The 26532-nt window shown below is 62.3% G+C and carries 23 protein-coding genes; 7 read left to right on the top strand and 16 right to left on the bottom strand.

Translation table 11 applies throughout. From position 1 onward, the window contains the following. Positions 1 to 22 precede the first annotated feature (22 nt). From BLR66_RS01170 to efp, 4 genes are all read right to left on the bottom strand, one after another. Positions 23 to 727, bottom strand: a complete 705-nt coding sequence (locus tag BLR66_RS01170; protein WP_093279808.1) for a phosphoglycolate phosphatase — start codon at positions 725 to 727, stop codon at positions 23 to 25. Continuing rightward, entirely contained in the window at positions 717 to 1454 is a 738-nt protein-coding gene (gene ubiG, locus BLR66_RS01165; RefSeq protein WP_093279807.1) for a bifunctional 2-polyprenyl-6-hydroxyphenol methylase/3-demethylubiquinol 3-O-methyltransferase UbiG, read from the bottom strand. The genes BLR66_RS01170 and ubiG overlap by 11 nt, the downstream gene beginning before the upstream one ends. Positions 1455 to 1479: 25 nt before the next feature. Beyond that, positions 1480 to 2817, bottom strand: coding sequence for a TRZ/ATZ family hydrolase (locus BLR66_RS01160; RefSeq protein WP_093279806.1), 1338 nt, complete (start codon positions 2815 to 2817; stop codon positions 1480 to 1482). Positions 2818 to 3025: 208 nt separating this feature from the next. Then, positions 3026 to 3592, bottom strand: coding sequence for an elongation factor P (efp, locus tag BLR66_RS01155; RefSeq protein WP_093279805.1), 567 nt, complete (start codon positions 3590 to 3592; stop codon positions 3026 to 3028). A 101-nt stretch (positions 3593 to 3693) separates the two neighbouring features. Between efp and epmB the strand changes: the two genes are divergently transcribed. After that, entirely contained in the window at positions 3694 to 4731 is a 1038-nt protein-coding gene (gene epmB, locus BLR66_RS01150; protein WP_093279804.1) for an EF-P beta-lysylation protein EpmB, read from the top strand. Positions 4732 to 4839: 108 nt separating this feature from the next. Further along, positions 4840 to 6915, top strand: a complete 2076-nt coding sequence (locus BLR66_RS01145; RefSeq protein WP_093279803.1) for an EAL domain-containing protein — start codon at positions 4840 to 4842, stop codon at positions 6913 to 6915. A 72-nt stretch (positions 6916 to 6987) separates the two neighbouring features. On the opposite strand, the gene htpX is transcribed toward BLR66_RS01145, so the two are convergent. Then, positions 6988 to 7869 carry a protease HtpX gene (gene htpX, locus BLR66_RS01140; protein ID WP_093279802.1) on the bottom strand — a complete coding sequence of 294 codons (882 nt, stop codon included), beginning with the start codon at positions 7867 to 7869 and terminating at the stop codon, positions 6988 to 6990. Positions 7870 to 8001: 132 nt separating this feature from the next. On the opposite strand from htpX, the gene gluQRS reads away from it, so the two are divergent. The 4 genes from gluQRS (at position 8002) to phbB (ending at position 11383) form a co-directional block, all read left to right on the top strand. Then, positions 8002 to 8913, top strand: a complete 912-nt coding sequence (gene gluQRS / locus BLR66_RS01135; protein ID WP_093279801.1) for a tRNA glutamyl-Q(34) synthetase GluQRS — start codon at positions 8002 to 8004, stop codon at positions 8911 to 8913. 48 nt (positions 8914 to 8961) lie between these two features. Then, positions 8962 to 9702 (top strand): beta-ketoacyl-ACP reductase, encoded by a 741-nt coding sequence (locus BLR66_RS01130; protein ID WP_093279800.1) that lies wholly within the window; start codon positions 8962 to 8964, stop codon positions 9700 to 9702. Positions 9703 to 10044: 342 nt separating this feature from the next. Next, positions 10045 to 10545 (top strand): polyhydroxyalkanoate synthesis repressor PhaR, encoded by a 501-nt coding sequence (gene phaR, locus BLR66_RS01125; RefSeq protein WP_093279799.1) that lies wholly within the window; start codon positions 10045 to 10047, stop codon positions 10543 to 10545. Between the two features lie 97 nt (positions 10546 to 10642). Further along, positions 10643 to 11383 carry an acetoacetyl-CoA reductase gene (gene phbB / locus BLR66_RS01120; protein ID WP_093279798.1) on the top strand — a complete coding sequence of 247 codons (741 nt, stop codon included), beginning with the start codon at positions 10643 to 10645 and terminating at the stop codon, positions 11381 to 11383. 70 nt (positions 11384 to 11453) lie between these two features. On the opposite strand, the gene BLR66_RS01115 is transcribed toward phbB, so the two are convergent. From BLR66_RS01115 to BLR66_RS01105, 3 genes are read right to left on the bottom strand one after another with little or no spacing between them, the layout of a single operon-like run. Then, positions 11454 to 11996, bottom strand: coding sequence for an SRPBCC family protein (locus tag BLR66_RS01115; RefSeq protein ID WP_143014514.1), 543 nt, complete (start codon positions 11994 to 11996; stop codon positions 11454 to 11456). Continuing rightward, positions 11993 to 12931 (bottom strand): M48 family metallopeptidase, encoded by a 939-nt coding sequence (locus BLR66_RS01110; RefSeq protein ID WP_093279796.1) that lies wholly within the window; start codon positions 12929 to 12931, stop codon positions 11993 to 11995. Before BLR66_RS01110 ends, BLR66_RS01115 begins: the two co-directional genes overlap by 4 nt. A 14-nt stretch (positions 12932 to 12945) precedes the next feature. Next, positions 12946 to 14817 (bottom strand): formylglycine-generating enzyme family protein, encoded by a 1872-nt coding sequence (locus BLR66_RS01105; protein WP_093279795.1) that lies wholly within the window; start codon positions 14815 to 14817, stop codon positions 12946 to 12948. Between the two features lie 102 nt (positions 14818 to 14919). Between BLR66_RS01105 and rnd the strand changes: the two genes are divergently transcribed. Further along, complete coding sequence (gene rnd / locus BLR66_RS01100) at positions 14920 to 16002, top strand: ribonuclease D (RefSeq protein ID WP_255402365.1); 1083 nt, start codon at positions 14920 to 14922, stop codon at positions 16000 to 16002. A gap of 10 nt (positions 16003 to 16012) precedes the next feature. Here the strand turns inward: rnd and BLR66_RS01095 are convergent, their stop codons facing one another. The 8 genes from BLR66_RS01095 to BLR66_RS01060 all read right to left on the bottom strand — a co-directional run bounded on the left by BLR66_RS01095 (position 16013) and on the right by BLR66_RS01060 (position 26312). Then, a complete protein-coding gene (locus tag BLR66_RS01095) occupies positions 16013 to 16948 on the bottom strand; it encodes an MlaA family lipoprotein (protein ID WP_093279793.1) in 936 nt (311 codons plus the stop codon). Positions 16949 to 17247: 299 nt separating this feature from the next. Continuing rightward, positions 17248 to 18678 carry an efflux transporter outer membrane subunit gene (locus BLR66_RS01090; RefSeq protein ID WP_093279792.1) on the bottom strand — a complete coding sequence of 477 codons (1431 nt, stop codon included), beginning with the start codon at positions 18676 to 18678 and terminating at the stop codon, positions 17248 to 17250. A gap of 91 nt (positions 18679 to 18769) precedes the next feature. After that, complete coding sequence (locus BLR66_RS01085) at positions 18770 to 19585, bottom strand: MipA/OmpV family protein (protein ID WP_093279791.1); 816 nt, start codon at positions 19583 to 19585, stop codon at positions 18770 to 18772. A gap of 156 nt (positions 19586 to 19741) precedes the next feature. Further along, complete coding sequence (locus BLR66_RS01080; protein ID WP_093279790.1) at positions 19742 to 21097, bottom strand: HAMP domain-containing sensor histidine kinase; 1356 nt, start codon at positions 21095 to 21097, stop codon at positions 19742 to 19744. Further along, a complete protein-coding gene (locus tag BLR66_RS01075) occupies positions 21090 to 21770 on the bottom strand; it encodes a response regulator transcription factor (RefSeq protein ID WP_218119609.1) in 681 nt (226 codons plus the stop codon). The genes BLR66_RS01080 and BLR66_RS01075 overlap by 8 nt, the downstream gene beginning before the upstream one ends. Positions 21771 to 21819: 49 nt before the next feature. Then, positions 21820 to 22029 carry a hypothetical protein gene (locus BLR66_RS01070; protein WP_143014513.1) on the bottom strand — a complete coding sequence of 70 codons (210 nt, stop codon included), beginning with the start codon at positions 22027 to 22029 and terminating at the stop codon, positions 21820 to 21822. A 39-nt stretch (positions 22030 to 22068) separates the two neighbouring features. Next, positions 22069 to 25182: an efflux RND transporter permease subunit gene (locus tag BLR66_RS01065; protein WP_093279787.1), complete on the bottom strand. Its 3114-nt coding sequence runs from the start codon at positions 25180 to 25182 to the stop codon at positions 22069 to 22071. Further along, positions 25179 to 26312, bottom strand: coding sequence for an efflux RND transporter periplasmic adaptor subunit (locus BLR66_RS01060; protein ID WP_093279786.1), 1134 nt, complete (start codon positions 26310 to 26312; stop codon positions 25179 to 25181). Before BLR66_RS01060 ends, BLR66_RS01065 begins: the two co-directional genes overlap by 4 nt. Positions 26313 to 26532: the final 220 nt, after the last annotated feature.

Genomic DNA, 26532 nt, shown 5'->3' with positions numbered 1-26532 from the left:
CCGGTCGCGGCTTACGCCGCTCCTACGGGGATTGCGGCCAGTTGCGGGCGTCCAGCAGATCGGAGGGAAACTGCAGCATTGCGTCCGCGCCCCACTTCGCAGGGTCTTCGTGATCCTGGCGGTATCCCCACAACGCGGCGATCGACGGCATGCCCGCAGCGCGCGCGGCCTGGATATCGCGCTCGTCGTCGCCCACGTAGACGCATTGGCCGGCAGCGAAGCCCATGCGTTCGGCCGCGACCAGCAACGGCAGCGGATGCGGTTTTTTTTCGGCCAGGGTGTCGCCGCCGATCAACACCGCGCAGCGCGTTTCCCAGCCGAGCTGCGGCAGGATTTCGCGCGCAAGGTATTCGGGCTTGTTGGTGACGATGCCCCAGGCCGCGCCATCGGCTTCCAGCGTCGCCAGCATCGCTTCGATATCTCCGAACAGCACGCTATGCCTGCCCAGTTGCTGCAGGTAGATTTCCAGAAACAGCGGCACCATCGCCTCGCGCGCGGCCACCTCGATATGCGGAAAGGCCGCAGCCAGCATCGCCCGCGAACCCTTGGAAACGTGCGGACGTATCTGCGCCAGCGGCATCGGCGCCAATCCGTGCGCATCGCGCAGGAGGTTGGCGGTGGCCAGCATGTCCGGCGCGCTGTCCAGCAGCGTGCCATCCAGATCGAACAATACCGCGCGAGGGAACGGAAAGCCGCTTGCCTGCCTCTCCAATTCCCTATTCTCCATTCCCGATTCCCGGCTTCACCGCACAGGCCAGGTAGTTCACATCGGTGCGTCCGATGATGCGCGCGGCATTGCGCCAGGGCTCGTAGGCCAGACCGCTGACGTCTTCCAACTGCAGCCCAGCAGCGCGCAGCCAGGCAGCCAGCTCGGAAGGCTTGATGAAATCCTGGTAGTGGTGGGTGCCTTTGGGCAGCAACCGCGCCACGTATTCCGCACCGACGATGGCCAGAGCGAAGGCGGCCGGCGTGCGGTTCAGCGTGGAAAGGAACAATTGTCCGCCGGGCTTCAGCAAGGTCGCGCAAGCGGCGACGATGGCCGAGGGATCGGGAACGTGCTCCAGCATTTCCATGCAGGTGATCGCATCGAAGCTGCCGGGCTGTTCCGCTGCCAGCGACTCGACCGACTGCAGCCGGTAATCGACGCTGACCTGCGATTCCAGCCTGTGCAGCTTGGCCACCTTGATCAGCTCCGGAGCCAGATCGGTGGCGGTGACCTGCGCGCCTTCCCTGGCCAGCGCCTCGCTGAGCAGGCCGGCGCCGCAACCCACGTCCAGCACTGCGGCGCCATGCAGCGCGACGCGCTGCTTCACGTAGTCCAGCCGTACCGGATTGAGTGCGTGCAACGCTTTCTGCGGACCCTGCGGGTCCCACCAGCGATTGGCCAGTGCGCCGAACTTGTCCAGTTCGGCCTGATCGAAGTTTTCCTTGGCGTGGGCGTTGGAACCGGTCATGCGTAGCTTCCTGAATCCGATGGGGTCAACGCAGGACGGCGGCGATGCGCGCCTGCCATTGTCTGGCGTTGGCCAGTATTCCAGTCATGTCCATGTCGACCAGCTCGCGCCGGGCCAGCCTGGGTTTGCCGGCGATCCAGACATCGCCGACCTGATGGCGGCCGGTGGCGTAGATGAGTTGCGACACCACATGGTGCAGCGGCTGGGTTTCCAGCGCGGAAAGGTCGACGCAAACCAGGTCGGCCTGTTTGCCTGGCTCGATCGAACCCACCAGATGGTCGAAACCCATCGCCTTGGCGCCGCCCAAGGTGGCTGCGCGCAGCGCGCTGAAGGCATCGAAGCCGGCGGCATCGTCCGCCACCGCCTTGGCCAGGATCGCCGCGGTGCGCGTCTCGCCGAACATGTCCAGATCGTTGTTGCTGGCCACGCCATCGGTGCCGATGGCCAGGTTCACGCCCGCCTTTTGCAAGGCGCAGGCCGGGCAGAAACCGGAGGCGAGCTTGAGGTTGGATTCGGGGCAATGCACCACCGATACACCGCGCTCGGCGCACAGATGGATCTCGGCTTCGGTCAACTGGGTCATGTGCACGGCGATCAGGCGGTCGTTGATCAGCCCCAGCCGGTCCAGGCGGGCGATGGGACGTTGGCCGTGCTTCTGCTGCGACTGCGCGACTTCCTGCGCGGTCTCGTGCAGATGCAGGTGCACGGGCAGATCCAACTGGTCGGCCAGCATGCGGATGTGCTCGAAATTGGCGTCGGACACGGTATAGGGCGCATGCGGGGCAAAGGCAGTGGCGATCAGCGCGTCGTCGCGCCACTGGTCGTGCACTTCGCCGGCGCGGGCGAAGTATTCGTCGTCCGATTTGGCCCAGGCGGTCGGGAAATCGATCACCGGCAGGCCCACGCGTGCACGGAATCCGTAGCGCTTGTAGGTCGCGGCCTGCACATCCGGGAAGAAATAGTTCTCGTTGCAGCAGGTGGTGCCGCCGCGCAGCATTTCGGCGATGGCCAGGGTCACGCCGTCGGCGACGAACTCCGGGCCGATCACCGCGCCCTCGATCGGCCAGATGTGTTCCTGCAACCAGACTTTCAGCGGCAGGTCGTCGGCGACGCCGCGCAGCAAGGTCATCGGGTTGTGGGCGTGGGCGTTGACCAGGCCGGGAATCAGGGCGGCTTCCGGCCGCGACACGATTTCCGCCGGGTCGAAGCGCGCACGCGCTTCGGCACGGGGCAGCACTGCGATGATTTCGCCATCGCGCACCGCCACGGCGTGGTCTTCCAGCACCACGCCATGCGGTTCGACCGGCACCACGAAGCCGGCTTCGATCAGGAGGTCGCAGGATTCGGGAGCGGTTTGGGTCATTTGCTTTTGCTTGTGTTCGTCATGCCCTCAAAGGCACTGGATCCCCGCATGGCCGAAGACCCGCCTGTCCTGAGCCTGTCGAAGGACGGAGACGACGATTCGGCAAAGCCGTGCGCCATGCGCACGGGCATTGCGGAGCCAAGACGCTGGATCCCCGCCTTCACGGGGATGACGCATTGGCAAAGCCGCGCTGGCGCGGGCCAATGCGTCATTTCACCCGCGATTCGTATTCGCCGGTACGCGTGTTGACCTTGATGATTTCGTCCTGGTTGACGAACAGCGGCACGCGCACGACCGCGCCGGTTTCCAGGGTGGCCGGCTTGCCGCCGCCGCCGGAGGTGTCGCCGCGCACGCCCGGGTCGGTCTCGACGATCTTCAGTTCGACGAAGTTGGGCGGCGTCACCTGGATCGGCACGCCGTTCCACAGGGTCACCACGCACTGCTCTTCGCCCTTCAGGTACTTGGCCGCCTCGCCCACGCCGGTCTTGTCGGCCTGGACCTGCTCGAAGGTCTCCGGCTGCATGAAATGCCAGTACTCGCCATCGGCGTAGAGGAACTGCATGTCGGTATCGACCACGTCGGCCGCTTCCACGTCGTCGGTCGCCTTCATGGTCATTTCCACCACGCGGCCCGACTTGATGAAGCGGTACTTGATGCGGGTGAAGGCCTGGCCCTTGCCCGGCTTGACGTATTCGGTCTCGGTGATGACGCAGGGCTCGTTGTTGACCAGGATCTTCTGCCCGGTCTTGACGTCGTTCATGCCATAGCTGGCCATGGGGAAACTCCTGAGGTGTGGCAAGCCCGCCGCGCAATGCGGCCGGCCGGATAGAATGGGAAGCCCGCCGGGACCGGCAGGCGCTTGTTTTCAGACCGCCAATGATACCCGCAGCCACCGTTTCCTTACACGTCAGCCCCCCATCCCCGCCCCACTTGCAGCCCGCCCGCTGGCAACAGTTGTGGCGCGAAGCGGTGCGCGACCCGCGGGAATTGCTGTCGATGCTGGGGCTGGAGGCGCTCTCCGGCCGGATCTCCGAGGCCGCTGCTGCGCAGTTTCCTCTGCGGGTGCCGCGCGGATTCGTGGCCCGCATGCGCAAAGGCGATGCCCACGACCCACTGCTGCGCCAGGTGTTGCCGCTGGACGACGAGATGCGGATGGTGGCGGGCTTCGTTTCGCTCGATGCCGTGGGCGACGCCGCGGCGCGGGCCGGCACCGGACTGCTGCAGAAGTACCGCGGCCGCGCCCTGCTGGTGGCCACCGGCAGCTGCGCGGTCAACTGCCGCTATTGCTTCCGCCGCCACTTCCCCTACGCGGAAGAAACCGCGGCGCGCGAAGGCTGGCGCGAGGCGGTGGAATCGATCCGCGCCGACGCCAGTATCGAGGAAGTGATCCTGTCCGGCGGCGATCCTTTGTCCCTGGCCACTTCCAAGCTGGCCGAACTTACCGAGGCGCTGAAAGGCATTCCGCACCTCAAGCGGCTGCGCATCCATACCCGTCTGCCGGTGGTCCTGCCGGAGCGCGTGGACGCCGGTCTGCTTGAATGGCTGGGCCGTCTGCCCTGGCCGGTAGCGGTGGTGCTGCACGCCAACCACGCCAACGAGTTCGACGCCCAGGTGGACGCCGCGATGGCCGGCCTGCGCGGTACCGGCGCGCAGCTGCTCAACCAGGCGGTACTGCTGCGCGGAGTCAACGACAGCGTCCAGGCCCTGGCCGAATTGAGCGAGCGCAGCTTCGCCGCCGGCGTGCTGCCCTACTACCTGCACCAGTTGGACCGGGTGGCGGGCGTGGCCCATTTCGAGGTTCCGGACCACCAGGCCAAGAGGCTGCATGCCGCCCTAGCCGCTCGCGTATCCGGCTATCTGGTGCCCAGATTGGTGCGCGAGGTGGCCGGGGACACCGGAAAGCGTCCGCTCTGACCCCGGCTGGCGCCGAAGGCGGGACTGATCGCCCACTTCGGCGAACTCCAAGATGGACGCCTTTGCACTCATCGTGTATTAAACCCGCTCCCCCGGCGGATACGCTGCATGCAGATCGGCAAAGACACCACGATTCGATTGATGATCGTCGACGATAGCGGCGAAGACGCCGAAGCGGTCGTCAGCGCATTCCGCAACGGCGGCATCGCCATCCGTCCCCACCGCCCGCTCGATTTAGCCGAACTGGCCGCCACGCTGGCTTCCCAGCCCATCGACCTGGTGCTGGCCGCCAAGTCCTCGCAGGCGATCTCGCTCGAGGCCGTGCTGGCGCAGACGGCTGCCAGCGGCAAAGACATCCCGGTGATCGCGCTGGCCGACGCCATCGACGAAACCGGATTCATCGGCGACCTGGCCCTGGGCGCCCGCGCCGTGGCCATACGCGGCCGCAACGAACATCTGATCAAGGTGCTGCAATCGGAGTGGGCGGACCTGGAAGCGCGCCGCGCCCTGCGCCTGCTGGAAGCCCAGCTGCGCGAGACCGAGCGCCGCTGCGATGCCCTGATCGCCTCCTCGCGCGACCCCATCGCCTACATCCACGAAGGCATGCACATCCGGGCCAACGAGGCTTACCTTGAGATGTTCGGCTTCGAGTCGTTCGAAGACGTGGAAGGCCTGTCGCTGCTGGACCTGGTTGCGCCGCAGTACGTGGCCGAGTTCAAGCTGCTGCTGAAGAAACTGAGCAAGGGCGAGGCGCCGGCGCGCTTCGAACTGGAAGCGCGGACGCTGGAGGGGCAAAGCTTCCCCGCCTCGCTGGAATTCGCCACCGCCAGCTACGAGGGCGAATCCTGCGTACAAGTGGTATTCCGCCGCCGCGAATTCGAGCAGGATCCGGAACTGGCGCGCGAAGTCGAAGGTCTGCGCCAGCGCGACATGGTCACCGGCCTGTTGAACCGCCCCACTTTCCTGCACGCGCTGGAAAACGTGGTCAGCGAAGCCGCGCGCGGCGAGGGCCAGCATGCGCTGCTGCTGATCGAACCGGACCACTACCAGCGCCTGCTGCAGGATTTCGGCATGGATTCGGCCGATGCGCTGATCGCCGCGCTGGCTGCGCGCCTCAGCGAGACGCTGACTGGCGAGGTCAGCGCCGCCCGCTTCGGCGAGCGCAGTTTCGCCGTGCTGCTCAAGGGCGACCACGCGCAAACCGCCGATCTCAGCGAGCGCGTGCGCGCCGCCTTTGCCTCGCACGTGATCAATGTCGGCGGACGTTCGGCCATCATCACCGCCAGTATCGGCGGCGTGCAGATCGGCGAGAAAATCGCCACCGTCGGCCAAGTACTCAACCGCGCCAGCGAAAGCCTACAGAACGCCAGCGCGCTGGGCGGCAACCGCAGCGAGATCTTCGACCCGGGCGCGGTGGATCGCGCCGAGGAAGAACGCGTGCAGAGCTGGGTCAGGCTGATGCGGGAAGCCCTGGAAAACGACGGCTTCACCCTGCACTACCAGCCGGTCGTCAGCCTGCAGGGCGAGCCGGGCGAGTTCTACGAAGCTTTCCTGCGCCTGGAGAACGAAGGCGAACTGGTGCAACCGCACGCCTTCCTTGGCATCGCCGAAGACGAAGGCATGCTGGATGCGCTGGACCGTTGGGTGGTGAAGCGTTCCATCCAGATCCTGGGCGAACGCATGCGCGCCGGCCACGAGACGCGGATGCTGGTCAAGGTCAGCCCGTTCTCTTTCGCCGACGATCGCCTGTTGTCGCTGATCGGGCAGCAACTCGCCGAACACGGCGTGCCTGGCGAACGGCTGTGGCTGCAAGTGCAGGAAGCCAAGGTGTTCACCCACCTGCGGCAAGCGCAGGAGTTCCTGGCCGGCGCTTCGCGTCTGGGCTGCAAGGTGGGGCTGGAGAAGTTCGGTTCCGGGTTGGATTCGTTCCAATTGCTTGCGCACTTCAAGCCGGCGTTCCTCAAGATCGACCGCGGCTTCACCGAAGACCAGACCAAGATGGCCGAACACCAGCCCAAGATCCGCGAGATCGCCGAACGCGCCCGCGCCGACGGCATGCACACCATCGCCGAATACGTACAGGACGCGGCCACCATGAGCTTCCTGTTCGGTGCGGGCGTGGACTACGTGGAAGGGTTCTTCCTGGCGGCGCCTTCGGGCCTGATGAACTACGACTTCTCCTGATCCTCGTGCCGCCAACCAAACAAAAAGCCCGCCTTGCAGCGGGCTTTTTTCTTGCCGAAACGGCCGTCCGGGTCAGCTGACTACGCTGGCCTGGTTGCGCAGAGCGGCGATCCGCTCCTGCATCGGCGGATGGCTCAGGAACAGCTTCTTCAGGCCCTGGCCGATGCCGCCGGCGATGCCGAAGGCCTCCACTTGCGCTGGCAACGTGCTCGGCCGGTGGCTGGCCTCCAGGCGCTCCAGTGCGGCGATCATCTTCTGGCGGCCGGCCAGCGAAGCGCCGCCGGCATCGGCGCGGAATTCGCGGCGGCGCGAAAACCACATCGCGATCATGGTGGCGAACAGGCCCAGCACCATTTCCAGCGCCATGACGATCAAGTAATAGGCCAAGCCCGGCCCGCGGCTCTCGCGGTTGCCGGAGATATAGCCGTCGATGATGCCGCCGACCACGCGCGCCAGCACGATCACGAAAGTGTTCAGCACGCCTTGCAGCAAAGCCATGGTGACCATGTCCCCGTTGGCGACATGGCTGACTTCATGGCCCAGCACGGCTTCTGCTTCGTCGCGACTCATGCTGCGAAGCAATCCCGTCGACACCGCCACCAGCGCATTGTTGCGATTGGCGCCAGTGGCGAAGGCGTTGATTTCCGGCGCGTCGTACACCGCCACTTCCGGCATGCCGATGCCGGCAGCCTGGGCCTGGCGCTGCACCGTGGCCAGCAGCCACTGTTCGCCCTCGTTGCGCGGCTGCACGATGACTTGCGCGCCGGTGGCGCGTTTGGCCATGGTCTTGGACAGCAACAGGGAGATGAGGGAACCGCCGAAGCCGAAGATCGCCGCCATCACCAGCAATCCGCTCATCTGGTTGGGGTTGACCCCCAGCAGGGACATGACCACGCCCGCCAACAGCATGACTGCCAGGTTGGTGGCAAGAAACAACGCGATACGGTTGAACACTACGGACTCCGGCAGATTTCGGTGACGAATGTGCGGACCGCAACGGCCCACGAACACCGATCTGCGGTTGTCGGCAGTTGAATTCAAGCGCGCAAGTGACCGACGATTCAGCTTTCGGAGAATCGCTTCCGCATGTCCGACTCCCCTTCCTACCGTGGACGCTTCGCGCCCTCGCCGACCGGTCCCTTGCATCTGGGATCGCTGGTGGCTGCGCTGGGCAGCTGGTTACTGGCCCGCCATGCCCGCGGAGAATGGCGAGTGCGGATGGAAGACCTGGACCCGCCGCGCGAGGTCGCTGGCGCGGCCACGCAACAACTCGCCACGCTCGACGCTTTCGGCCTGCGCCCGGACGGTACGGTGGAATGGCAGAGCCAGCGTTCGGCCCTTTACCAAGACGCGCTGGACCGTTTGCTCGCCGAAGGCAAAGCCTTCGCCTGCCATTGCAGCCGCAGCGACCTGGCCGCCGGCGATGGCGCCCATCACCGATGCACGGGCAAGGCGCAGCGCCCCAATCCGGCCATCCGCTTGCGCGTGCCCCCGGGCGCTACGATCTCTTTCGAAGATGGCCTGCAAGGCGGTATGGCTCAGGACGTCTGGCGCGAGGTCGGCGATTTCGTTCTCAAGCGCGCCGATGGTCTATGGGCGTATCAGCTGGCGGTGGTGGTGGACGACGCAGCGCAGGGCATGACCGATATCGTACGCGGGGCCGACCTGCTCGATTCCACGCCGCGCCAGATCCTGCTCCAACAGGCATTGGGACTTCCGACACCGCGCTATTTGCATCTGCCGCTCATCGTCGATGCCAATGGCCAGAAGTTGTCCAAGTCCTCCGAGGCCCCCGCGGTCGATGCGGACGATCCGCTACCGGCGCTTCATGCGGCCTGGCTTGCGTTGGGACAGGCTTCCGCAGCGGTCGCGGCAAGCTTCGATACGACTTCTTTCCTGGCGTCGGCGAAGCGGGCCTTCACCCCCGATCGACTGCCTCGCGTGACATCTTTATCACTCGCTGCACTGCACAACGCGGCTGACGCCAACGCTGTCTAGAATCCTTGCAGACCGTCGCTTTCCGGCGGGAAAAAAGGAAACCCCCACATGACAGCACGCGTCGCATTGGTGACTGGCGGCACCGGCGGTATCGGTAGCGCCATCTGCAAGAAATTGGCCGACATGGGCCACAAGGTGGCCACCAACTACCGCAATGAGGAAAAGACCCAGGCCTGGCTGCAGCAGATGCGCGACCAGGGTTACGACATCACCGCCGTCAAGGGCGACGTGTCCTCGCCGGAAGAAGCCGAAGCGCTGGTGCGCGAAGTCGAAGCCAAGCTGGGACCGGTGGACATTCTGGTCAACAACGCCGGCATCACCCGCGATACCACCTTCCACCGCATGACCGCGCAGCATTGGAACGAGGTCATCAACACCAACCTCAACTCCGTATTCAACATGACCCGTCCGGTGATCGAGGGCATGCGCGAACGCAAGTGGGGCCGCGTGATCCAGATCAGTTCCATCAACGGCCAGAAAGGCCAGTACGGCCAGGCCAACTACGCCGCCGCCAAGGCGGGCATGCATGGCTTCACCATTTCGCTGGCGCAGGAAAACGCCAAGTTCGGCATCACCGTCAATACCGTATCGCCCGGCTACATCGGCACCGACATGGTGATGGCGGTGCCGGAAGAAGTGCGCAACAAGATCGTCGCGCAGATCCCCACCGGTCGCCTGGGCAGCCCGGAGGAGATCGCCTACGCGGTGTCCTTCTTCATTCCCGACGAAGCCAGCTGGATCACCGGCGCCAACCTGTCCGCCAATGGCGGGCAGTACATGGGCTGGTAGGCGGCCGGTTCAGGGAGTCCAGCGCGGCGAATACCCGACCCCGTCATCCCAGCGAAAGCTGGGATCCATTTTGACCTGGCTCGGGATTTGCCGCCCCAACGTCAAAATCAAAATCAAGATGGATGACCAGCCATTCGGCTGTTGAAAAGCGCCTCCAGCTTTCGCTGGGATGACGACATAGGGGCTGAGGCTTTCTGAGCCTCCTTGGCAAAGGCAGGAGGATCAGAAAATGCTGCGCAGCATTTCCGCCCTTCCTGAACAGGCCTACCCCGCCCTCCGGCAGTTGCAAGCACTGCTGCGCTGCGTCATGCTGCACCTCAATTGATTTAGAGTGATTGCTCCATGGCTGCGATCCGCATCATCAAGAAGTATCCGAACCGCCGTCTTTACGACACCGAGATTTCCAGCTACATCACCATCGAGGACGTGCGCCAGCTGATCGTCGACGGCGAGGACTTCGAAGTCCGCGACGCCAAGACCGGCGACGACCTGACCCGCACCGTGCTGCTGCAGATCATTACCGAGCAGGAGCAGGACGGCGAACCGATCCTGTCCACCCAGCTGCTCAGCCACATTATCCGTTTCTATGGCGACTCCATGCAGGGCTTCATGGGCAACTACCTGGAGCGCAGCATGACCCTGTTCATGGAGCAGCAGCAGCAATTCCGCCAGCAAATGGGCGGCATGCTGGGGCAGACGCCCTGGACCATGATGAATCAGCTGACCGAGCGCAACATGGAGCTGTGGCAGGAATTCCAGCGCAACCTCAGCGGCGGGCTGGGCCGGCCGACGGTCAAGCCGGAAACGCAGCAGCGCGAAGCGCCGAAATCGCGCACGCGCTGAAAGTTCCGAATCGAAACCCCCGAACCGCAACGCCGGGCCCGCACATCGCTGTGCGGGCTTTTTTAATGTCAACGAAACAAGACCGGAAACGAAAAGCATGAGCAAGCGCGTAGCGGTGGTCACCGGCGGTATCGGCGGATTGGGAACCGAAATCTGCAAGGCCTTGGCGCAGGCCGGGCGCACGGTGATCGCGGTGGACCTGGATTCCCGTGAAGAGCGCGTTGCCTCTTTCAGGCAGGAAGTGGAAGGCCACGACATCCACTTCGCCGCCGCCGATGTCGCCGATTACCAAAACTGCGGCGCACTGGTGCGCGACATCGAAAGCCGTCACGGCTCGCTGGACATCCTGGTCAACAACGCCGGCATCACCCGCGACTCGACCCTGCGCAAGATGGACCGTTCGCAATGGGATGCGGTGCTGGACGTGAACCTGGGCAGCGCGTTCAACCTGTGCGGACATGCCGTGGAAGGCATGCAGTCGCGCGGCTTCGGGCGTGTGGTCAACATCAGTTCGGTCAGCGGCCAGACCGGCAATTTCGGCCAGACCAACTATGCGGCCGCCAAAGCCGGCCTGCACGGTTTCACCATGTCGCTGGCACGCGAAGTCGCCACCAAGGGCATCACCGTCAACAGCATTTCGCCAGGCTATATAGAAACCGCGATGACCGGCGCTATGCCCACCGAGGTGCTGGCCAAGATCACCACCGCCATTCCTGCCGGACGCATGGGCAAGCCAAAAGATATCGCCCGCACCGTCGCTTTCCTGACCGACGACGCAGCCGGCTACATCACCGGCGCCAACGTACCGGTGAATGGCGGCCTGTTCATGAGCTTCTAGTAGGTCGGGGCTACGTCCCCGACTGCAGGCGCGATCACGGTTTACGGAGAGTCGGCCACGTGGGGCCGACCTACGGACGCGGGTGCTGCTTCCGTAGGTAATCGGCCAAGCCGCCCAGCTGCAATCCCTGCACCTTGTCGATCACTGGCACGAACTTGCCCAGATCGTCGGGCGTATAACCACCGGCCCGATACCACAGGGTGATGCGCGTGCCGCCCTTTTCTTCCACGAAACGCCATTCCAGCGCGCCATCCAGACCCATGCCCTGCAAGGGGCCCAAACCGCCGGTCATACGCATCAGCTTGCCGGGATCGACGAATGTCACCGTCATGTGCCAGGCCTGCTGCGCGCCGTTGATTTCGCAGAAGCAGCCGCCGGCTTTTTCGGAAATGGAAAGCTTCGAGGCGTCGCCCCACCAGCTATGGTCGGCCGGCCACCATTTGCCCACATCGTGGACGAAGGCTTTCCAGGCGGTGCCGGGATCGACAGGCACCCATTGCGAGTTCTCCAGGGTGAAACCATTCGGCGCCTGGTCTTTCACTTCCGCATGCGCAGGCGCATGCAGGCCACCGAGAAGCGGGATGGCGAGCAGCAAACACCATGACCTGATCATGGCGCGCCCGTCGTTCCGGAAGCGCCGCTCTGCGAGCAATATTTCTGATAGAACTGCTTGGCCTGCGGCATCAGCGATTGCAGGTGCTGGATGCGGTTGGCCGGATCGGGGTGGGTGGAAGCGAATTCGGGCGGACGCTGGCCGCCGCCGAGTTCGGACATGCGTTCCCACAACGGAATCGCTTCTTCCGGATTGAAGCAGGCCGCCGCCGCCAGCATCAGGCCCACTTCATCGGCCTGGCTCTCATGCTTGCGGCCGTAGGGCAGCACCACGCCGTACTGGGTAGCGGCGCCGATGGCCGACATCATGGACTGGTCCATGCCGGACACGCCTGCCGCCACCTGCCCCATCTGCACCAGCTTCTGCTGCGCCATGCGCTGCGCGCCGTGCCGCTGCAGCGCATGCGCGATTTCGTGCCCCATCACCACCGCCATGGCATCTGCATTCTTGGCCACGGGTATCAGCCCGGTGTAGACGGCGATCTTTCCGCCCGGCAGACAGAACGCATTCGCTTCCTCGGACTGGATGACGTTGACGTCCCACTGATAGCTGCTCAGGTCCGGCGTCGGCTGCTGATGCAGGGCGGCCAGGTCCGCCGCCACCTGCGGCACTCGCGCCACCAGGCGCTGCGCGATCTGGCGGATCTGCTGGCTGGTCTGGTTATCGGCCGGCAGCAGCGCGCGCTGCGCCTGCGCCTCACCGAGTACCTGTTGATAGGCCTGGGCGCCAAGCTGGGATTCTTCCTGCGGTGTGGCTCCGTAGTGCGCATCCTCGCCGGTATAGGGATCGACTTCCTTGCTGCTGAACCAGCTGAAGGCCGCGTAACCAGCGAACGCGATCAGGATCCACCAGCGCACGTTGCCGAACAGCCCGCGTCGCCGGGGGGCGCCTTGCTGCTGTTCGTAGCGGCCTTGTCCGAATGGGTCGTTCCTCATTTCCCCTCTCCTGTTCAGATCCCACGCACCACGCGGAAACCCACCCGCGCACTAGTCATATCCGAATCCGACGCCGAACGCCATGCCGCACGCGCCTGGGTTGGCGAGCTGGCCCAGGAACCGCCGCGCACCACGCGCGAACGGCAGCCAGGATTGAACCACGATGCGCCGTCCGCCGGGGCGCGGCGATAACTGGCGTGCCAGCAGTCGCTGACCCATTCGCTGACATTGCTGCCCAGGTCGTACAGTCCGAAAGCGTTCGGCAGATAGCTGCCTCCCGGTGCGGGGCCCCAATAGCCATCGCCATAGGACACGAACGCATTGTTCCAATGCCGCCCGCTGGGCGAAACATCGTTGCCGCCGGTCAGATTGCCGAAACGCGCAGTGGGCACGCCGTCGCTGCCCCAGGGATAGCGTCCCTGGCTGCCCGCGCGCAGGACGTATTCGAATTCCGCCTCGCTGGGCAGGCGATAGCTCTTTCCCGTCTGCACGGACAGCCATTGCGCATAGGCCTCGGCATCGCGCACGCTGACGTGGAGGACCGGAAGACTGTCGGCGGCCCTCGCCCCGGCGTAGTCCGATTGCCAGTCCACGCCGCTGCGGCGCGCGAAATTGCCGCTGCGCTCGTCGTACACCACCGAATGCCCGCGCCGCGTTGCACGCGGCCGGTAGCGCGTGGCCTGCACGAAACGCCGGAACTCGCCCACGGTAATGGCTTGGCGCGACATGGCGAAACCGCGATCGAAGCGCACGTAGTGGGCGGGCTTTTCCGATTCCACCGAACCCAGTTCCGACTCCGTCGCGCCCATACGGAAACCACCATGCGGGATCACGATCATTTCCGGCGCGCGGCCTCCCGCGGTCATGGCATCGGTGAATGCCTGTCCGGGCCTGAACAAACCGTAGTGCGTGGCCAGATCGATACGCGTGCGGAAATCGGCGGCTACCGTATCGCCCGGCTCGGCGATGCGCAGCACCTCGGCCAGCAATACCCGCGCGGTGCGCTGGCCGCGAAGCGTGGTCAGGTCGCTGATGCCGCGCTCGCGCAAGGCGGCGATGCGCGCATTGCGGATGGCGCCGACACGCTGCCGCGCGTCCTCTACGGTGGGAGCCGAATCGCGCACCTGCGCCGCCCGCGCCAACCAGCGCGAAGCCGCCGCGAAATCGCTAGCTGCCGCCGCTTCCTCGGCCTGCCGGATCATCGCGCTTTCGCTCGCCGCAAGGCCTTGCAGTGCGCGTGCCTGCCCAGGCTGCAACTGCAGCACTTCCCGGAAAGGCGCCAGCACCGTCTCGCCCGTCTGGCCGATCTGCCCGTTGCGGAGCAAGCGTTCTCCTTCGGCATTCAACCGCCAAAGCTGGTCGGCGCTGTCCACCTGCACCAGATAAGCGGCAACCGCGGGATCGTCCGGGGCCAGGGCCCGCGCCACCGCCCCGATTTCGCCTGCCAGGCTCAGGGCATCGGCATCGTCGCCGGCATCGCGCAATGCTGCTGCGCCTTGCTTCAGCAGGGCCTGCAGCGATTTTTTCAGGCCTTGGGCGACCTGACGGTCCTCCGGCGCCAGCGTTCTCAACGCCAGGTACAACGGAATCGCATCGCCGGCCTCGGCATACAGCCGGTTCCGCGCCAACGCGCTCGCCGCATCGCGCTTGGCCGCCGCCATATCCTGAATGGTCAGTGCGCGTTGTGGCGGTTGCCAGTTCCATGCCGCCGCACCGGTCTCATCGCCGCTTACAGTGATGCTGGGCAGGCGCGGATCGACGGCTTCGGCGGCCGGGGGCGGCGGCGGCGCTGCCTCGGGCGTACGCGTACAGGCGGCCAGGCACACGGCAAGACACACGGCCAAAGCCGCCGTCGCCAACCGCATCGGATACCGGGTTGCGTGCATCTTCCTCCACAATGTCGGTCCCGAACGGTACGCCGGACGTTAGGCTATTGTCGCCCGAGCCGGCAACCGATGCATTCACGTGGAGATTTCGTGCCTCTTTGGATAGATGAACCCGCCGCCCTGCGTGCGCAGCTGCAATCCCCGCCCGACTGGGTGGGGCTGGATACCGAATTCGTTCGCGAGCGCACTTACTGGCCGCAACTGGCCCTGGTGCAGATGGCCATCGGCGACCGGATACTGCTGATCGACCCGCTGGCGCCCGGCATCGCCGAAGCGCTGCGGCCGCTGCTGGCCGACCCGGGCGTGCTGAAAGTGATGCACAGCGCCAGCGAAGACCTGGTGGCGCTGTCGCACGATTGCGGCGTGCTGCCTGCGCCGTTGTTCGATACCCAGATCGCCGCCGCGCTGTGCGGCCTGGGCGGCGGCATGGGCTACCAGAAACTGGTGCAGGAAATCACCGGCGTGGCCCTGGTCAAGGGCGAGACCCGTTCCGACTGGCTGCGCCGCCCACTCAGCGATTCGCAGCTGGAATACGCTGCCGACGACGTGGTGCACCTGGGAGCGATCTACCGCGAACTGGATTCCCGCCTGCGCGCGCTGGACCGGCGCGAATGGCTGGATCAGGACGGTTCCCGCATGCTGGCCAACGCCACCGAGGAAGGCGAACGCTGGCCGCATCTGTCCATGCGCAGCGCGCAGTTCCTGGAAGCGGACGCGCAGCTGCGCTTGCTGCGCCTGCTGCGCTGGCGCGATGCGCAGGCAAGGACCAGCGACAAGCCGCGCAGCTGGATTCTGGACAATGAGCTGGCCACCAACCTCGCACGCACGCCGCCGGCCGACCGCGCCCAGTTGCAGGCGCAGCTGGAATCCCACCCCAAGGCTCCGCGCAAACTCGGCGATGCCATCTGGCAGGCGCTCAGCACCCCGCTTGCCGATGAGCTGCAAGCCCCACGGGCGCGCAATGCGAGCAGCGACGACAAGAACGCCCTGAAACGCTTGCAGGACGTAGTCTCGGCACGCAGCGCGGAGCTCGGCCTTCCCGACGGCATCCTGGCTTCGCGCCGTTACCTGGAAGCATTGCAGGAAACCGGAAACTGGCCCGCGGCGCTTGCCGGCTGGCGCCGCGCCGAACTGGAGCCGCTGCTTTCGCCCCTGCTCGCCCCGCCGCGTGAAGCCGCGGGCTAGCCTCACCGGCTCATTCTTTCAAATAGTCAGGCAGCGACGCATCGCGGCCCGTGTCTTCCTTTATCCGAAAATTGCGATGCTGCGACCATGTGTCTCGAACCAACAGGTAGTCGTCGATGACTTCATCCTTCAACGAGTCGAAAGCCAGGAGGCGCGCGCGCATATCGATTAGGCCGATGGCTTTTAAGCCGAGACGGACCTTATCGGCCTCTACATAGGAGAGAGGCTGCAATGGCAAGTCTCCTGCGATGCCAAACGCATCGCGCACCGTGCTAGGACCGAAAAAAGGTAGTTCAAAGTAACGGGAGCGCCGCCAGCCCCAGGTGGCAAGCGTCTGTCCAAAATCCTCATCGCGTTCCGGAAGCTTCATGCGGCTTGCCGGGTCGAAGATTCCGGCCACCCCGATTGTGCTATTCACTACAAATCTCCCCAACGCTTGCGCCGAATGCTTGACCTTGCCTTGAAGCAGCGCATTCACCGCGGTAGCTGGCTGTCCCAGATTGTCAAAAAAGTTACTCACTCCAGAGCGCACTGGCGCCGGCACGACCTTCACATAGGCCCTGGCCACAGGCCGCGCCACTGACCGATCGGCCGCGATATTGAACCGATGCATTTTCCGGTTATACCGCTCCCATGGATCATAGATCCCAACCTTTCCGGCGGGCATCTCAAGGTTCTCACTCTTCTTATCACCCCCAGATTCCACAAACTTGGCCGCTACCCTTGTTTCATCACGCTCCACATCGACTCGGTCAGGAACCGTTGGCACAAAGTCAGGTGCAATCGGCACGGCCGCGGGCGCAGGGTCTGAGACAATCATCGACACTGGAGTGTCGGCTTGGGCAAGCGCCGAGTGAGGCTGCTTTTCGGAAACAGTTGCGCAACCCACCAAGCTCGCTACGAGTCCCAAGCTCAGCAGCACCTTCCAGAAGACCACGCGCGTCATGACCCTAATCCGATCAAGCTCAACCAAGCCGAGCGTGTGCCCAGAACCAGAGAAATCAACACGAACAACACCGACACCCGACGTAGCCATTTGGCGGGGGAACTGCGTTTGCTGCTTACCAAGGGGGGAGGCAAGTCAGGCAAGTCCTGCAATATCAGCATATGACGGCTCTTGCGCAACTCGTGCGCATTCCGAGTGTTGTAGGTGTGCATATCAGGGGTCTCGAAGCGGTGGGGACGCTTTTTTCTCTACTCATTTCCCTGGCCTGAAAGTTCGCTAGCCAAGGGGGCCTTGCCAATTCATCGAACCGACACCACATCGCCCGATAGTTCTCCCCGCCAGCCGCCGCCTAGTGCGCGAAATAGCGCCGACAGGGCGATCTGTCGTTGGGTATGAATTTCAATCAACGCAATCTGATTGGAATAGTCGGTGCGCTGTGCATCTAAGAAGCGGAGATGGTCGTCCAGTCCCGCGCGATAACGCGCTTCGGATAGCAGCATTGCGTTGCCCGATGCGACAGCCACTTCCGCCCGTGCAATCTCTTCACGTCTTAGCGTGTCAGTTGCTGCTAGTGCATCGGAGACTTCGCGGAAGGCGACCTGAATGGAATACTCATAAGCGGCCACGGCGATGTCTTTGCGGACATGCGCCAGATCCAGATTTACTCGGTTCGCACCCCCACTGAAGATGGGCAAGATAATCTGTGGTGTGAATGACCACGTACGTGTGCCAGAGCCAAAGAGACCTGAAAGCTCGGGGCTGCTGCTGCCCAATGAGCCTGTCAGTGAGATGCGCGGAAAAAAAGCGGCGCGGGCAGCGCCAATGTCGGCGTTGCGTGCTTTTAGCTGGTGTTCGGCCGAGCGGATATCGGGACGGCGCATCAACAGCGTTGACGGCGTTCCCGGTGCGATCTCCTGCGCCAGAAGAAGACGATCGCTATACATCTTCGGCAGGATCTCACTGACATTAGAAACTCCGACGAGCAAAGACAAAGCGTTGGAGGATTGCCGAAACTCGCGATCAATCCTTTCCCGATCTGCTTTTACCTGGTCGCGGAGGCCAATGGCCTCTTGATGGTCGAGCTCGTTGATAAAGCCGCGCGCGCGCAACTGCGCTAAAAGTGTCAAGGAAGTCTCGCGCGCTTCAAGGGCCTGGGTGGCGATGGCATAGCGTTGCTGCGCGCCATCGCGAGTCAGAAACGCTTGGATAACCTCGGCCACCAAGCTAATTTCGGTCGAGTGCCCCGCCCGCTCCGCAGCCAGATACTCTTCCAAAGAAGCTTCGGAAAGGTTCCGCACTCGTCCGAAAAGATCAAGCTCAAACGTGGTAAGTCCAATGCCGGCTTGATAGCTGCTCTCCACAGCCGAGAATTCACCCACTCGCTGACGAGTCGTAGTTGCGTCCAATGACACATGGGGCAATCGATCAGCCCGCAGGATCCGATACTGTGCCCTGGCGGCTTCAACATTCAGCAGGGTCTGACGTAGATCTCGATTATTGGCCAGCGCCAGGTCAATTAGATGCCTAAGCGATTGATCTTCAACAAAAGACTGCCATTCCAGTCGCGTAGCAGTATCGCTGCTTGCCTGGCCCTGCGTGCCGTCTGTCCACATTTCCGGCACAGGCGCTGGGGGCCGCTGGTAAGCCGGCGCCAGTGAGCAGCCCACCAGCAGGCTCGATATGAGCGCACCCACAAGCTTTGGTTGGATCACTTGAATACAGGCACGCATGGGAGGCTCGGATGGTTTCGGTGGACAACTCCGCGCCAAGTGTCGGGCGCTGGACCCAATGCCCCCGCGAGGGGGCACGTCAGGAGAGAACCTAGAAGCCGCGTGAGAAACCTACGAAGACGAAGAAGGCGCCGTTTGTATCTTTCTCGATCAACGGACTATCGCTGACCTCATTGGGCAGGAAGTTATAGTCGGCAAAACCAATGAACGACCACTTCTCGCCAACCGGACGGAAGTAAGACACGCCAACACTTGGAATGACGACCGAGCCGGGCTTGTAATTCACCACGCCTCGCGCTACCTCTTTATCCAGTGTGCCGTAGTAGTAATTGGCCGTATCCTTCGACAGCCACTTGACGCCCACATTTGGGGTCAGCTCTCCTTTACCGACTTCAAACTCATAGCTGTATTGCAAAGAAACCTCTTGTCCACTGCTGGTATTGGTGGCATCGGCCAAGATCTCCGTTTCCAGCTCGCCGAAGCCACCCTTCCATTTGGCGCTCAGACCTAGATCCAAACCACCATCGCGATCTTCAAGCAGTCGGTAGTCGATCCCGTTCGCCGCGAGCTCAGCCTTACCCAGATCCGCGACCTCGAAGCCATCAAACTTGTACTTTGCGATTGCCGCCAACTCGAAAGAGTCGTTATCAATGAACCGCCAGCCAGCCGTTAGACCCCTTACGTAGAACTTCTCGCCCTCAAAGCCCACAAATGGGATCGGCTGCACATCCGTCCCTTCGCCGGCGTATCCACTGTCTTCGATGATCACTCCGATACCCAAGCTCCAGCGCGGGGGGCCTTCTTGCGGACCATCCTCTTCCGGGAAGGCCTGTTCCGGATCTGCAGTCTGAGCCAAGGTGGCCAACGGCAAAGTGGATAGCAATACGGACAATAGAAGTTTCTTCATCGGACACCGGGTCTCTTCAATGATGGGGATTTGTCCTTTGCGAACGTCCCGTGTGCTTGCACGGCTCGCTGCAACCAACCCCAACAGAATGACGAGGCGATGTCGTCCAAATGTCGCGTGATCTGCCAATTGCGCTGAACGACGGCTGTCTACCCCTTAAAACTCGATGGCGCTTGCTCTTACATCCAAAGCCGCACGCGTGCCGCCGGGGGCAACCTGCTCAATCGTGAGTTTCCAGTTAAACCGATCGCAAATTCTTCCAATGAGAAACAGCCCCAAACCCTGCCCGCGAATGGGCACAGACTGGCGCAAGCTGTCGCGATACCTACGCGCCGCCTCGACGGGGTTAAAGCCACTTCCCGAGTCGGTTACCGAGATTACGAAGCCTTCGAGAGACAGCTCGACCTCTCCATCCTCTGTGCTCTCCACCGCATTGCGGATCAGATTACTCACCGCAATGCGAACCATGGCCTCCGGGGCCGCGATAAAAGCCGACTCGATCACGCCAATCCGCAGCCTTGCCGGCTTATCGCCCAGAAGATGCTCATGGTCGGCCAATATCCTGGGCAGCAGATCGTGCAGGGCGGTAATTTCTGGCGTCCCCGCCTGGTTCGAAGGCTCGCGGGCGAGATAGAGCAGGGCGACCATTGTTTCCGACAGATCTTCCACGGCATGCTCGATACGCGCCAGCACGGGCGCGGACGCGTCGGGCAACGAAAGCTGTTTGAGCACGTCCACCGCCCCTGCGATCACGGCAATAGGCGTCCGAAATTCATGGCTGGCTTGATCGAGCAAACTTCGTTCGCGCTCGATGAACTGCTCTACCCGCTCTAAATGCGCATTGCTCGCCTGGGCAATGACCTGGATCTCCTCTCTTTGATAGCTCGTGGGTAGGCGTCCGCCAGGCGCACCAGGCACAATCGCCTGCATGCGCCGGGCCAGGTCTCTTACAGGCCGGACAAGATTTAGATGCAGCCAGAAAATGAGCCCGCCAATGAACAATACGAGAAACGCCGCCCAAACTACCGTGACCACCGCATCCTGATTCTGTTGATCTTCAAGCTGGGCTATATCAATGACCGTGATAAGCCGGCCCGGAGGAAGATCTACAATCAGTGCGTGGAAACTGGACTGATCATCGAACGAATCATCCTCAGTGAACGTGCTAACGCCGGTAAAAAAAGAGCCCGCCTCGGTCGAATAAAGGCCCGGGGGATGATCAACTAAGTAGCTGGGCGCCTGTGAGGCGCCACGTGATTTGTCGACATACCATGATCGAACGATTCCGGAGTCGGGAAGCGCAACATTCGGATGCTCCCGCAACTGCTTGGCATGTTCGGCCGATGTGTCCCTAAGAAGGCTTGCCCAGAATTTGTGCTCGATCAAAGATTGACTGTTGAAACTCTGGATGGTGAGCGCGGCCATCATTGCCAGTCCGAAGAAAATCAAGGCCACGCTGATCCACCAGTGAACACTGCGCGGAGTGCTGATAAGCGCAGTGAGCCTACTCATTCTCACAGATCCTATAACCGGCACCCGAAACAGTATGCAGAAGCGGTTTGTCCGCGGCCGTATCAATTTCCCGGCGCAGCACGTAGATATGCGAGCGCAATAGATCGCCGTCGGGTACGATCTCGCCCCATCCGGCACGCTCTAAGCGGGACCTGTTGACGATGTTCGGACTCTCCCGCATCAAAAGCTCCAAGAGGCGGCGGCCAATCCGGGAAACTGCCACATTCCGATCGCCTCGACGCACTTGCAGTTTCCGCAGGTCGAAATGCAGATCACCCACAACAAGTACGTCATCGGGTGCCGCCGCCTGCCTCAAACGACTCACCACTGAGCGCAATCTAATCTCGATCTCCGGTAGTGCTACCGGTTTGACGAGATAGTCATCCAAACCGGATTCGAAACCATCGATCTTGTCTGCCAACTGGTCCCGTGCCGTCAGCATGATAATAGGCACTTTCTTCTTCGCCTCTTTTCTGATTCGACGCAGCACTGTCAGGCCGTCGAGCCTGGGCAAGTTCCAATCCAGCAAGATCGCGTCATAGTCCTTCGAGGACGCCAGGTGCAACCCAGATAGTCCGTCGGGGGCTGCGTCGAGCAGATGTCCGCAAGCGGCCAGATAGTCATACACGTTCGCGGCCAACTGAGCGTTGTCTTCGATGATTAAGATCGACAAGGGTTCCTTGTTCACTTTTCTTCCGTTTGTCATATCTTTTGATCCTCGATCACATCAACCCGGCCAGGCCGCTCGCCACAAACTTCACCACGACGCAGACCGTTTGAATATAGCCCAGCAGATGGAGTGCAACGGCGGCGTGAGCCATATAGAACCACGGGCGCTCCTGTAGCGTCGCCTCCCCGCCCTGCCCAATAAGTGCTTCGAGCACAAGCATCGTGATCAGCCATAGGAACTGTGAAAGACGCAGACCCGTCAAGGCCCTCTTCATAAGGCACATCGATGGTCGCCAAGAAACTCATGCCAAGCGCTCCGTGGTTCCAGCCACGGGTTTGCCCATGGAAATGCCCAAACGAGCCTTCATTGCCCCAATCGCGTCGTCGATGTAGCTGTATGCCACCGGTATTACCAGCAAGCAGAGCGCGGTCGAGGTGATCAAGCCTCCAATCACACCGATGGCCATGGGCGAGCGAAAGCTGGCATCGGCACCCAGGCCTAATGCAATGGGCAACATACCCGCTCCCATCGCGATGGTCGTCATGACGATGGGCCGGGCACGCTTGCGGCAAGCATCGATGATTCCGGACAACCGTTCCATGCCGTGATCCCGCCGCGCGATAATGATGTAGTCCACGAGCAAGATAGCGTTTTTGGTGGTGATCCCCATCAGCATAATCAAGCCGATCATCGAGGGCATCGACAGCGAGGAACCTGTCAGTTTCAGCGCCAGGAAGGCACCGGGCACCGATAGCGCCAGAGCCACTATGACCGTAAGTGGTTGACCAAAATCCTTCAACAGCAGTACTAGCACCATATACACACATAACACGCCAGCAAGCATGGCAATACCAAACCCGGCGGCCAACTCATCCATTTCCTCGGCATCGCCCGTGGCCGTAATTGTGACCCCCTTGGGTAGCTTCTTGAGGCTCGGCAGTTGGCCGGCCGCTTCCTCTACATCGCCCAATGGCAGCCCATTCAGCTCAGCAGTGAGATTGATGTTGCGTGCCCGATTATAACGAGTCAGTTCTGATTGTCCGCTCAGGATCTGCAGGTCTGCCACGCTTTCCAACGGCACCGACCCGCGCGCACCAGGCACGGGCAGTCGTCGCAGGATTTCAAGGTCGTCGCGACCACTGTCGGCCAATCTCACCACGATCGGAACTTGACGCTCGCTAAGATTGAGCTTCGACAATGCTTGGCTGTAATCGCCAGAGGTAGCGACGCGAAGGGTTTCGGCAATGGCGGCGGAGGTTACGCCCAGATCCGCAGCACGTGCGAAATCTGGGCGGATGACCAACTCCGGCCGCACCAGGCTTGCCGAGGAAGTAACCGCGCCAATGCCTGGAATCGTCCTGAGCTCTTGCTCAACCAACGCTGCTTGTTGAGCAAGAAGCTCACCGTCTTCTGACGATAAAGCAAGCGAATAGCCCTCGCCCACCCCCCCCATGCCAACGCTCACGCGCGCCCCGGGCACGACAGACAAGGCATTGCGGAGCTGGCCCTCAAGGCCTTGGCGATCCAGCCCTCCACGTTCACTTCGAGGCGCGAGGTTCATCGTCAGCACGGCAGTCCCAACGCCTCCGCTCGATCCTGCGGACTCTTCGTCATCTTCAGGTCCTGATGCTCTTGAGCTCCCACCAATGGCGGTGTAAACCGATACCACGTGCGGGTTCTTCGCTACAACAACGCGCGCAATTTCGGCCAGAGCGCGTGTTTGGGCGATGGTGCTGCCTGGTGGCAGCGACAACGTCGCCTGCGTCTGATCGCCGTCGTCAGCAGGTATGAACTCTTCTGGCAGCGTCGAGGCAAGGGCAACGCCGCCCAAGATCAGGACGATAGCGGCCGCTACCGTCGCACGGCGGTGATTTAAACACCACCGCACAGTACGGATGTAGGTTTCGACCCACCGCGGCGGCCGGGGCGTCTTTTCAGGTGCCTTCAACATGTAGGCGGCCATCGTAGGGGTGAGCATTCGCGCGACCACCAAAGAGAAGAACACCGCAACGGCTGCAGTCCAGCCAAATTGAACAAAGTATTTCCCTACAATCCCACCCATTAAGGAAGTTGGCAGAAACACTGCAATTAGCGTGAACGTTGTGGCAATCACCGCCAGTCCGATCTCGCTGGCAGCATCGATCGAGGCCTGCATGGGCGATTTACCCATCAGTAAGTGCCGTTCTATATTCTCAATTTCCACAATCGCATCGTCCACCAGCACACCGATGACCAAAGATAAGGAAAGAAGTGAGACCGTGTTGAGCGTGAATCCCATCAAGTACATTGCGGCAAATGCAGGAATTGCCGAAAGCGGCAATGCCACCGCCGCAATAAAAGTAGCCCGCCAGTCGCGCAGGAAGAAGAACACCACAATGACAGCCAGCACTGCGCCTTCCAGCAACAGCGTCATCGAACCGTGGTAATTATCCACAATGGGATCAATCGAATTGACCGCTTCGACGAATACTATCTCCGGGTGCGCGGCTTTCAATTCTTCTACCGCCGCCTGCGCCGCTTCGGCCACTTCGATCTCGCCTGCCCCTTTGGCCCGTATAACTTCGAAACCCACCGCCGGCTTGCCGTTGAACAGCGCCATCGATCTAGGCTCTGCGATGGTGTCCGACACCGTGGCTACCTGATCCAATCGTATCCGGCGCCCATCGCCCAACGATATGTCCAGGCCCGCGATTTCTTGCGCTGTAGCGAGCGTGGCGATCGTACGCACCGACTTCTCGCCTCCACCGGCTTCTACCCGACCGCCTGAAGCCTCTTGCTGCAGCTCGGCGAGCTGGCGGGAGATATCTGCTGCGCTCGCATTCAAAGCAAGCAGTTGGTCTGGTTCCAAGGAGACGCGCACTTCCCGATCAACGCCGCCCACGCGCGACACCGCGCCGACCCCTGCTATAGCCAGCAGACGCTTACGCACTTCATTGTCAATAAACCAAGACAGTGCTTCGGCATCCAGACGCGTGGAAGTGAGTGTGTAAGTCATAACAGGCGAGCCAGCCAGCGTGCTTCTGCTGATCACCGGGTCTCGGAGATCGGCAGGCAACTCGGACCGGGTGCCCGCTACCGCGTCTCGCACATCGTCCATCGCCTCTTGCACTGGCTTATCAAGCAGGAACTCGGCCGTGATCGTCGCCGTCCCGTCCGTCAGGGTGCTACTGATGTGTCGGATTTCGGGAATATTGGCCACGGCATCTTCGATCTTGCGTGCCACATCGCTCTCTAGCTGAGGCGGCGAGGCCCCGGGCAACTCAGCCGTAACGGTGATGATTGGAAAATCGATGTCCGGAAAGTTCTGCACCTTCATCGCCAAGAAGCCGCCAATCCCTGCTACGGTCAACAGGATGAAAAGCAGGGTGACTGCGACTGGGTTATGGATTGACCAGGTGGATACGTTGAGGTTCATGGCGTGCCCGCCGTCTGCGTCAAAGCCTGGGCGGGGGCTCGCACTACCTTGACCGTATCCCCTTCGCTGAGGAAGCTCAGCCCTGAGGCGACGATGGGCTCGGAAGTTGTTAGTCCATCGGTGATTTCCACTTGATCACCTACGCGCCTGCCGACCAAGACCTTGGTCATTAGGATTTTGGACGCCGGATCCAGGCGCATGACAAAGCTAAACCCATCGCGTAGCAGCACCGCTTGCTGCGGCACCGTCAATGCCTGCCCTTGTCCCACCTCAATAAAGCCTCTAGCGAATGCGCCAGCACGGACCGGACTATTTGCTGGCAAATCCACATAGACCAACCCGTTGTGAGTCTGGGTGTCTATGGAAGGCGCCACCATTCTTAGGCGACCTTGGATAGGTGTTTGGCCATGAACACTGATCTGCGCAAGTTGCCCTGGCGCAAGCAAGGTCATGTCCGCCATCGCCACGGTGCCTCGCCATTCCAGGCGGCCATCCTGAATCAGGCGAAATAGCTCCTGCCCGCCGGGCATTACGGCGCCCACGGTGGCGGTGCGCGCGGTGATGATCCCATCACTCGGCGCCAGCACGCGGGTCTGTGCAAGCCGAAGGCGATTCCGCTGTTTGACCGCTTTGGCCGCCTCCAGCCTGGCCAAGGCCGTCCGAGCCGCCACCACATACTGGTTAACCTGCTGGGCGGACATGGCGCCAGAGGCGTCCAGGCCCTTAGCCCGCTCAGCATTGGCTTGGGCCTCGGCGAGTTGCGCCTCGGCCTGCGCTACAGCAGCCTGCGCCTCGGCTAGCTCGGCCGCGACCATTTCCGGCTTGAAAACAGCCAATACTTGCCCGCGGCGAACCCGGTCGCCCACATTGACCTTAACCTCAATAAGCTGCAAACCCTCTGCTTCGGTGCCGACGCTCGCCTCTTGCCAAGGGGCGATGTGGCCGCTTACCGCAATTCGTTGAGGCAGTACAGAGAGTTGCGCTCGCGTCATGGCCACGGTCAGCACGGGCGTTGCGGCTACCGTTTTGGGGGCGACGTCGCTGCTGAGCGAGAAATACAGCGCTGTCAGTATTCCAACAACGATGATCGCCGCCCCAGTTAGCGCGGTCTTGCTTTTCTTTCTATCCACTAAGAGTCCTTATCAAGGGCATCACGCACGACTTGTGACCGTGGCGAATCCGGGTCTTCGCCGATGATTGGCCTTGAATGTCGTGGAAATGTCGCGCCGCTGTGATCAGCGGGACCCGGACTGGAACAACCGGAATGCGGGGTGTTTTGCTAAACGCGTGCGCAACAAGAGCAGCCCAGGCCGTCTGCACCGGGCGCATCTCTATAACGATCCGATAACC

Source organism: Pseudoxanthomonas sp. CF125, assembly GCF_900104085.1.
Taxonomy (GTDB): Bacteria; Pseudomonadota; Gammaproteobacteria; order Xanthomonadales; family Xanthomonadaceae; genus Pseudoxanthomonas_A.
The sequence above is the reverse complement of the archived record's forward strand: the minus strand, read 5'-3'. Positions and strand labels throughout refer to the sequence as shown.

Bases quoted from the DNA above. Each gene is read 5' to 3' on its own strand.
- BLR66_RS01170 (WP_093279808.1), bottom strand. From the start codon at position 727: ATGGAGAATAGGGAATTGGAGAGGCAGGCAAGCGGCTTTCCGTTCCCT.
- ubiG (WP_093279807.1), bottom strand. From the start codon at position 1,454: ATGACCGGTTCCAACGCCCACGCCAAGGAAAACTTCGATCAGGCCGAA.
- BLR66_RS01160 (WP_093279806.1), bottom strand. From the start codon at position 2,817: ATGACCCAAACCGCTCCCGAATCCTGCGACCTCCTGATCGAAGCCGGC.
- efp (WP_093279805.1), bottom strand. From the start codon at position 3,592: ATGGCCAGCTATGGCATGAACGACGTCAAGACCGGGCAGAAGATCCTG.
- epmB (WP_093279804.1), top strand. From the start codon at position 3,694: ATGATACCCGCAGCCACCGTTTCCTTACACGTCAGCCCCCCATCCCCG.
- BLR66_RS01145 (WP_093279803.1), top strand. From the start codon at position 4,840: ATGCAGATCGGCAAAGACACCACGATTCGATTGATGATCGTCGACGAT.
- gluQRS (WP_093279801.1), top strand. From the start codon at position 8,002: ATGTCCGACTCCCCTTCCTACCGTGGACGCTTCGCGCCCTCGCCGACC.
- BLR66_RS01130 (WP_093279800.1), top strand. From the start codon at position 8,962: ATGACAGCACGCGTCGCATTGGTGACTGGCGGCACCGGCGGTATCGGT.
- phaR (WP_093279799.1), top strand. From the start codon at position 10,045: ATGGCTGCGATCCGCATCATCAAGAAGTATCCGAACCGCCGTCTTTAC.
- phbB (WP_093279798.1), top strand. From the start codon at position 10,643: ATGAGCAAGCGCGTAGCGGTGGTCACCGGCGGTATCGGCGGATTGGGA.
- BLR66_RS01115 (WP_143014514.1), bottom strand. From the start codon at position 11,996: ATGATCAGGTCATGGTGTTTGCTGCTCGCCATCCCGCTTCTCGGTGGC.
- BLR66_RS01110 (WP_093279796.1), bottom strand. From the start codon at position 12,931: ATGAGGAACGACCCATTCGGACAAGGCCGCTACGAACAGCAGCAAGGC.
- BLR66_RS01105 (WP_093279795.1), bottom strand. From the start codon at position 14,817: ATGCACGCAACCCGGTATCCGATGCGGTTGGCGACGGCGGCTTTGGCC.
- BLR66_RS01095 (WP_093279793.1), bottom strand. From the start codon at position 16,948: ATGACGCGCGTGGTCTTCTGGAAGGTGCTGCTGAGCTTGGGACTCGTA.
- BLR66_RS01090 (WP_093279792.1), bottom strand. From the start codon at position 18,678: ATGCGTGCCTGTATTCAAGTGATCCAACCAAAGCTTGTGGGTGCGCTC.
- BLR66_RS01085 (WP_093279791.1), bottom strand. From the start codon at position 19,585: ATGAAGAAACTTCTATTGTCCGTATTGCTATCCACTTTGCCGTTGGCC.
- BLR66_RS01080 (WP_093279790.1), bottom strand. From the start codon at position 21,097: ATGAGTAGGCTCACTGCGCTTATCAGCACTCCGCGCAGTGTTCACTGG.
- BLR66_RS01065 (WP_093279787.1), bottom strand. From the start codon at position 25,182: ATGAACCTCAACGTATCCACCTGGTCAATCCATAACCCAGTCGCAGTC.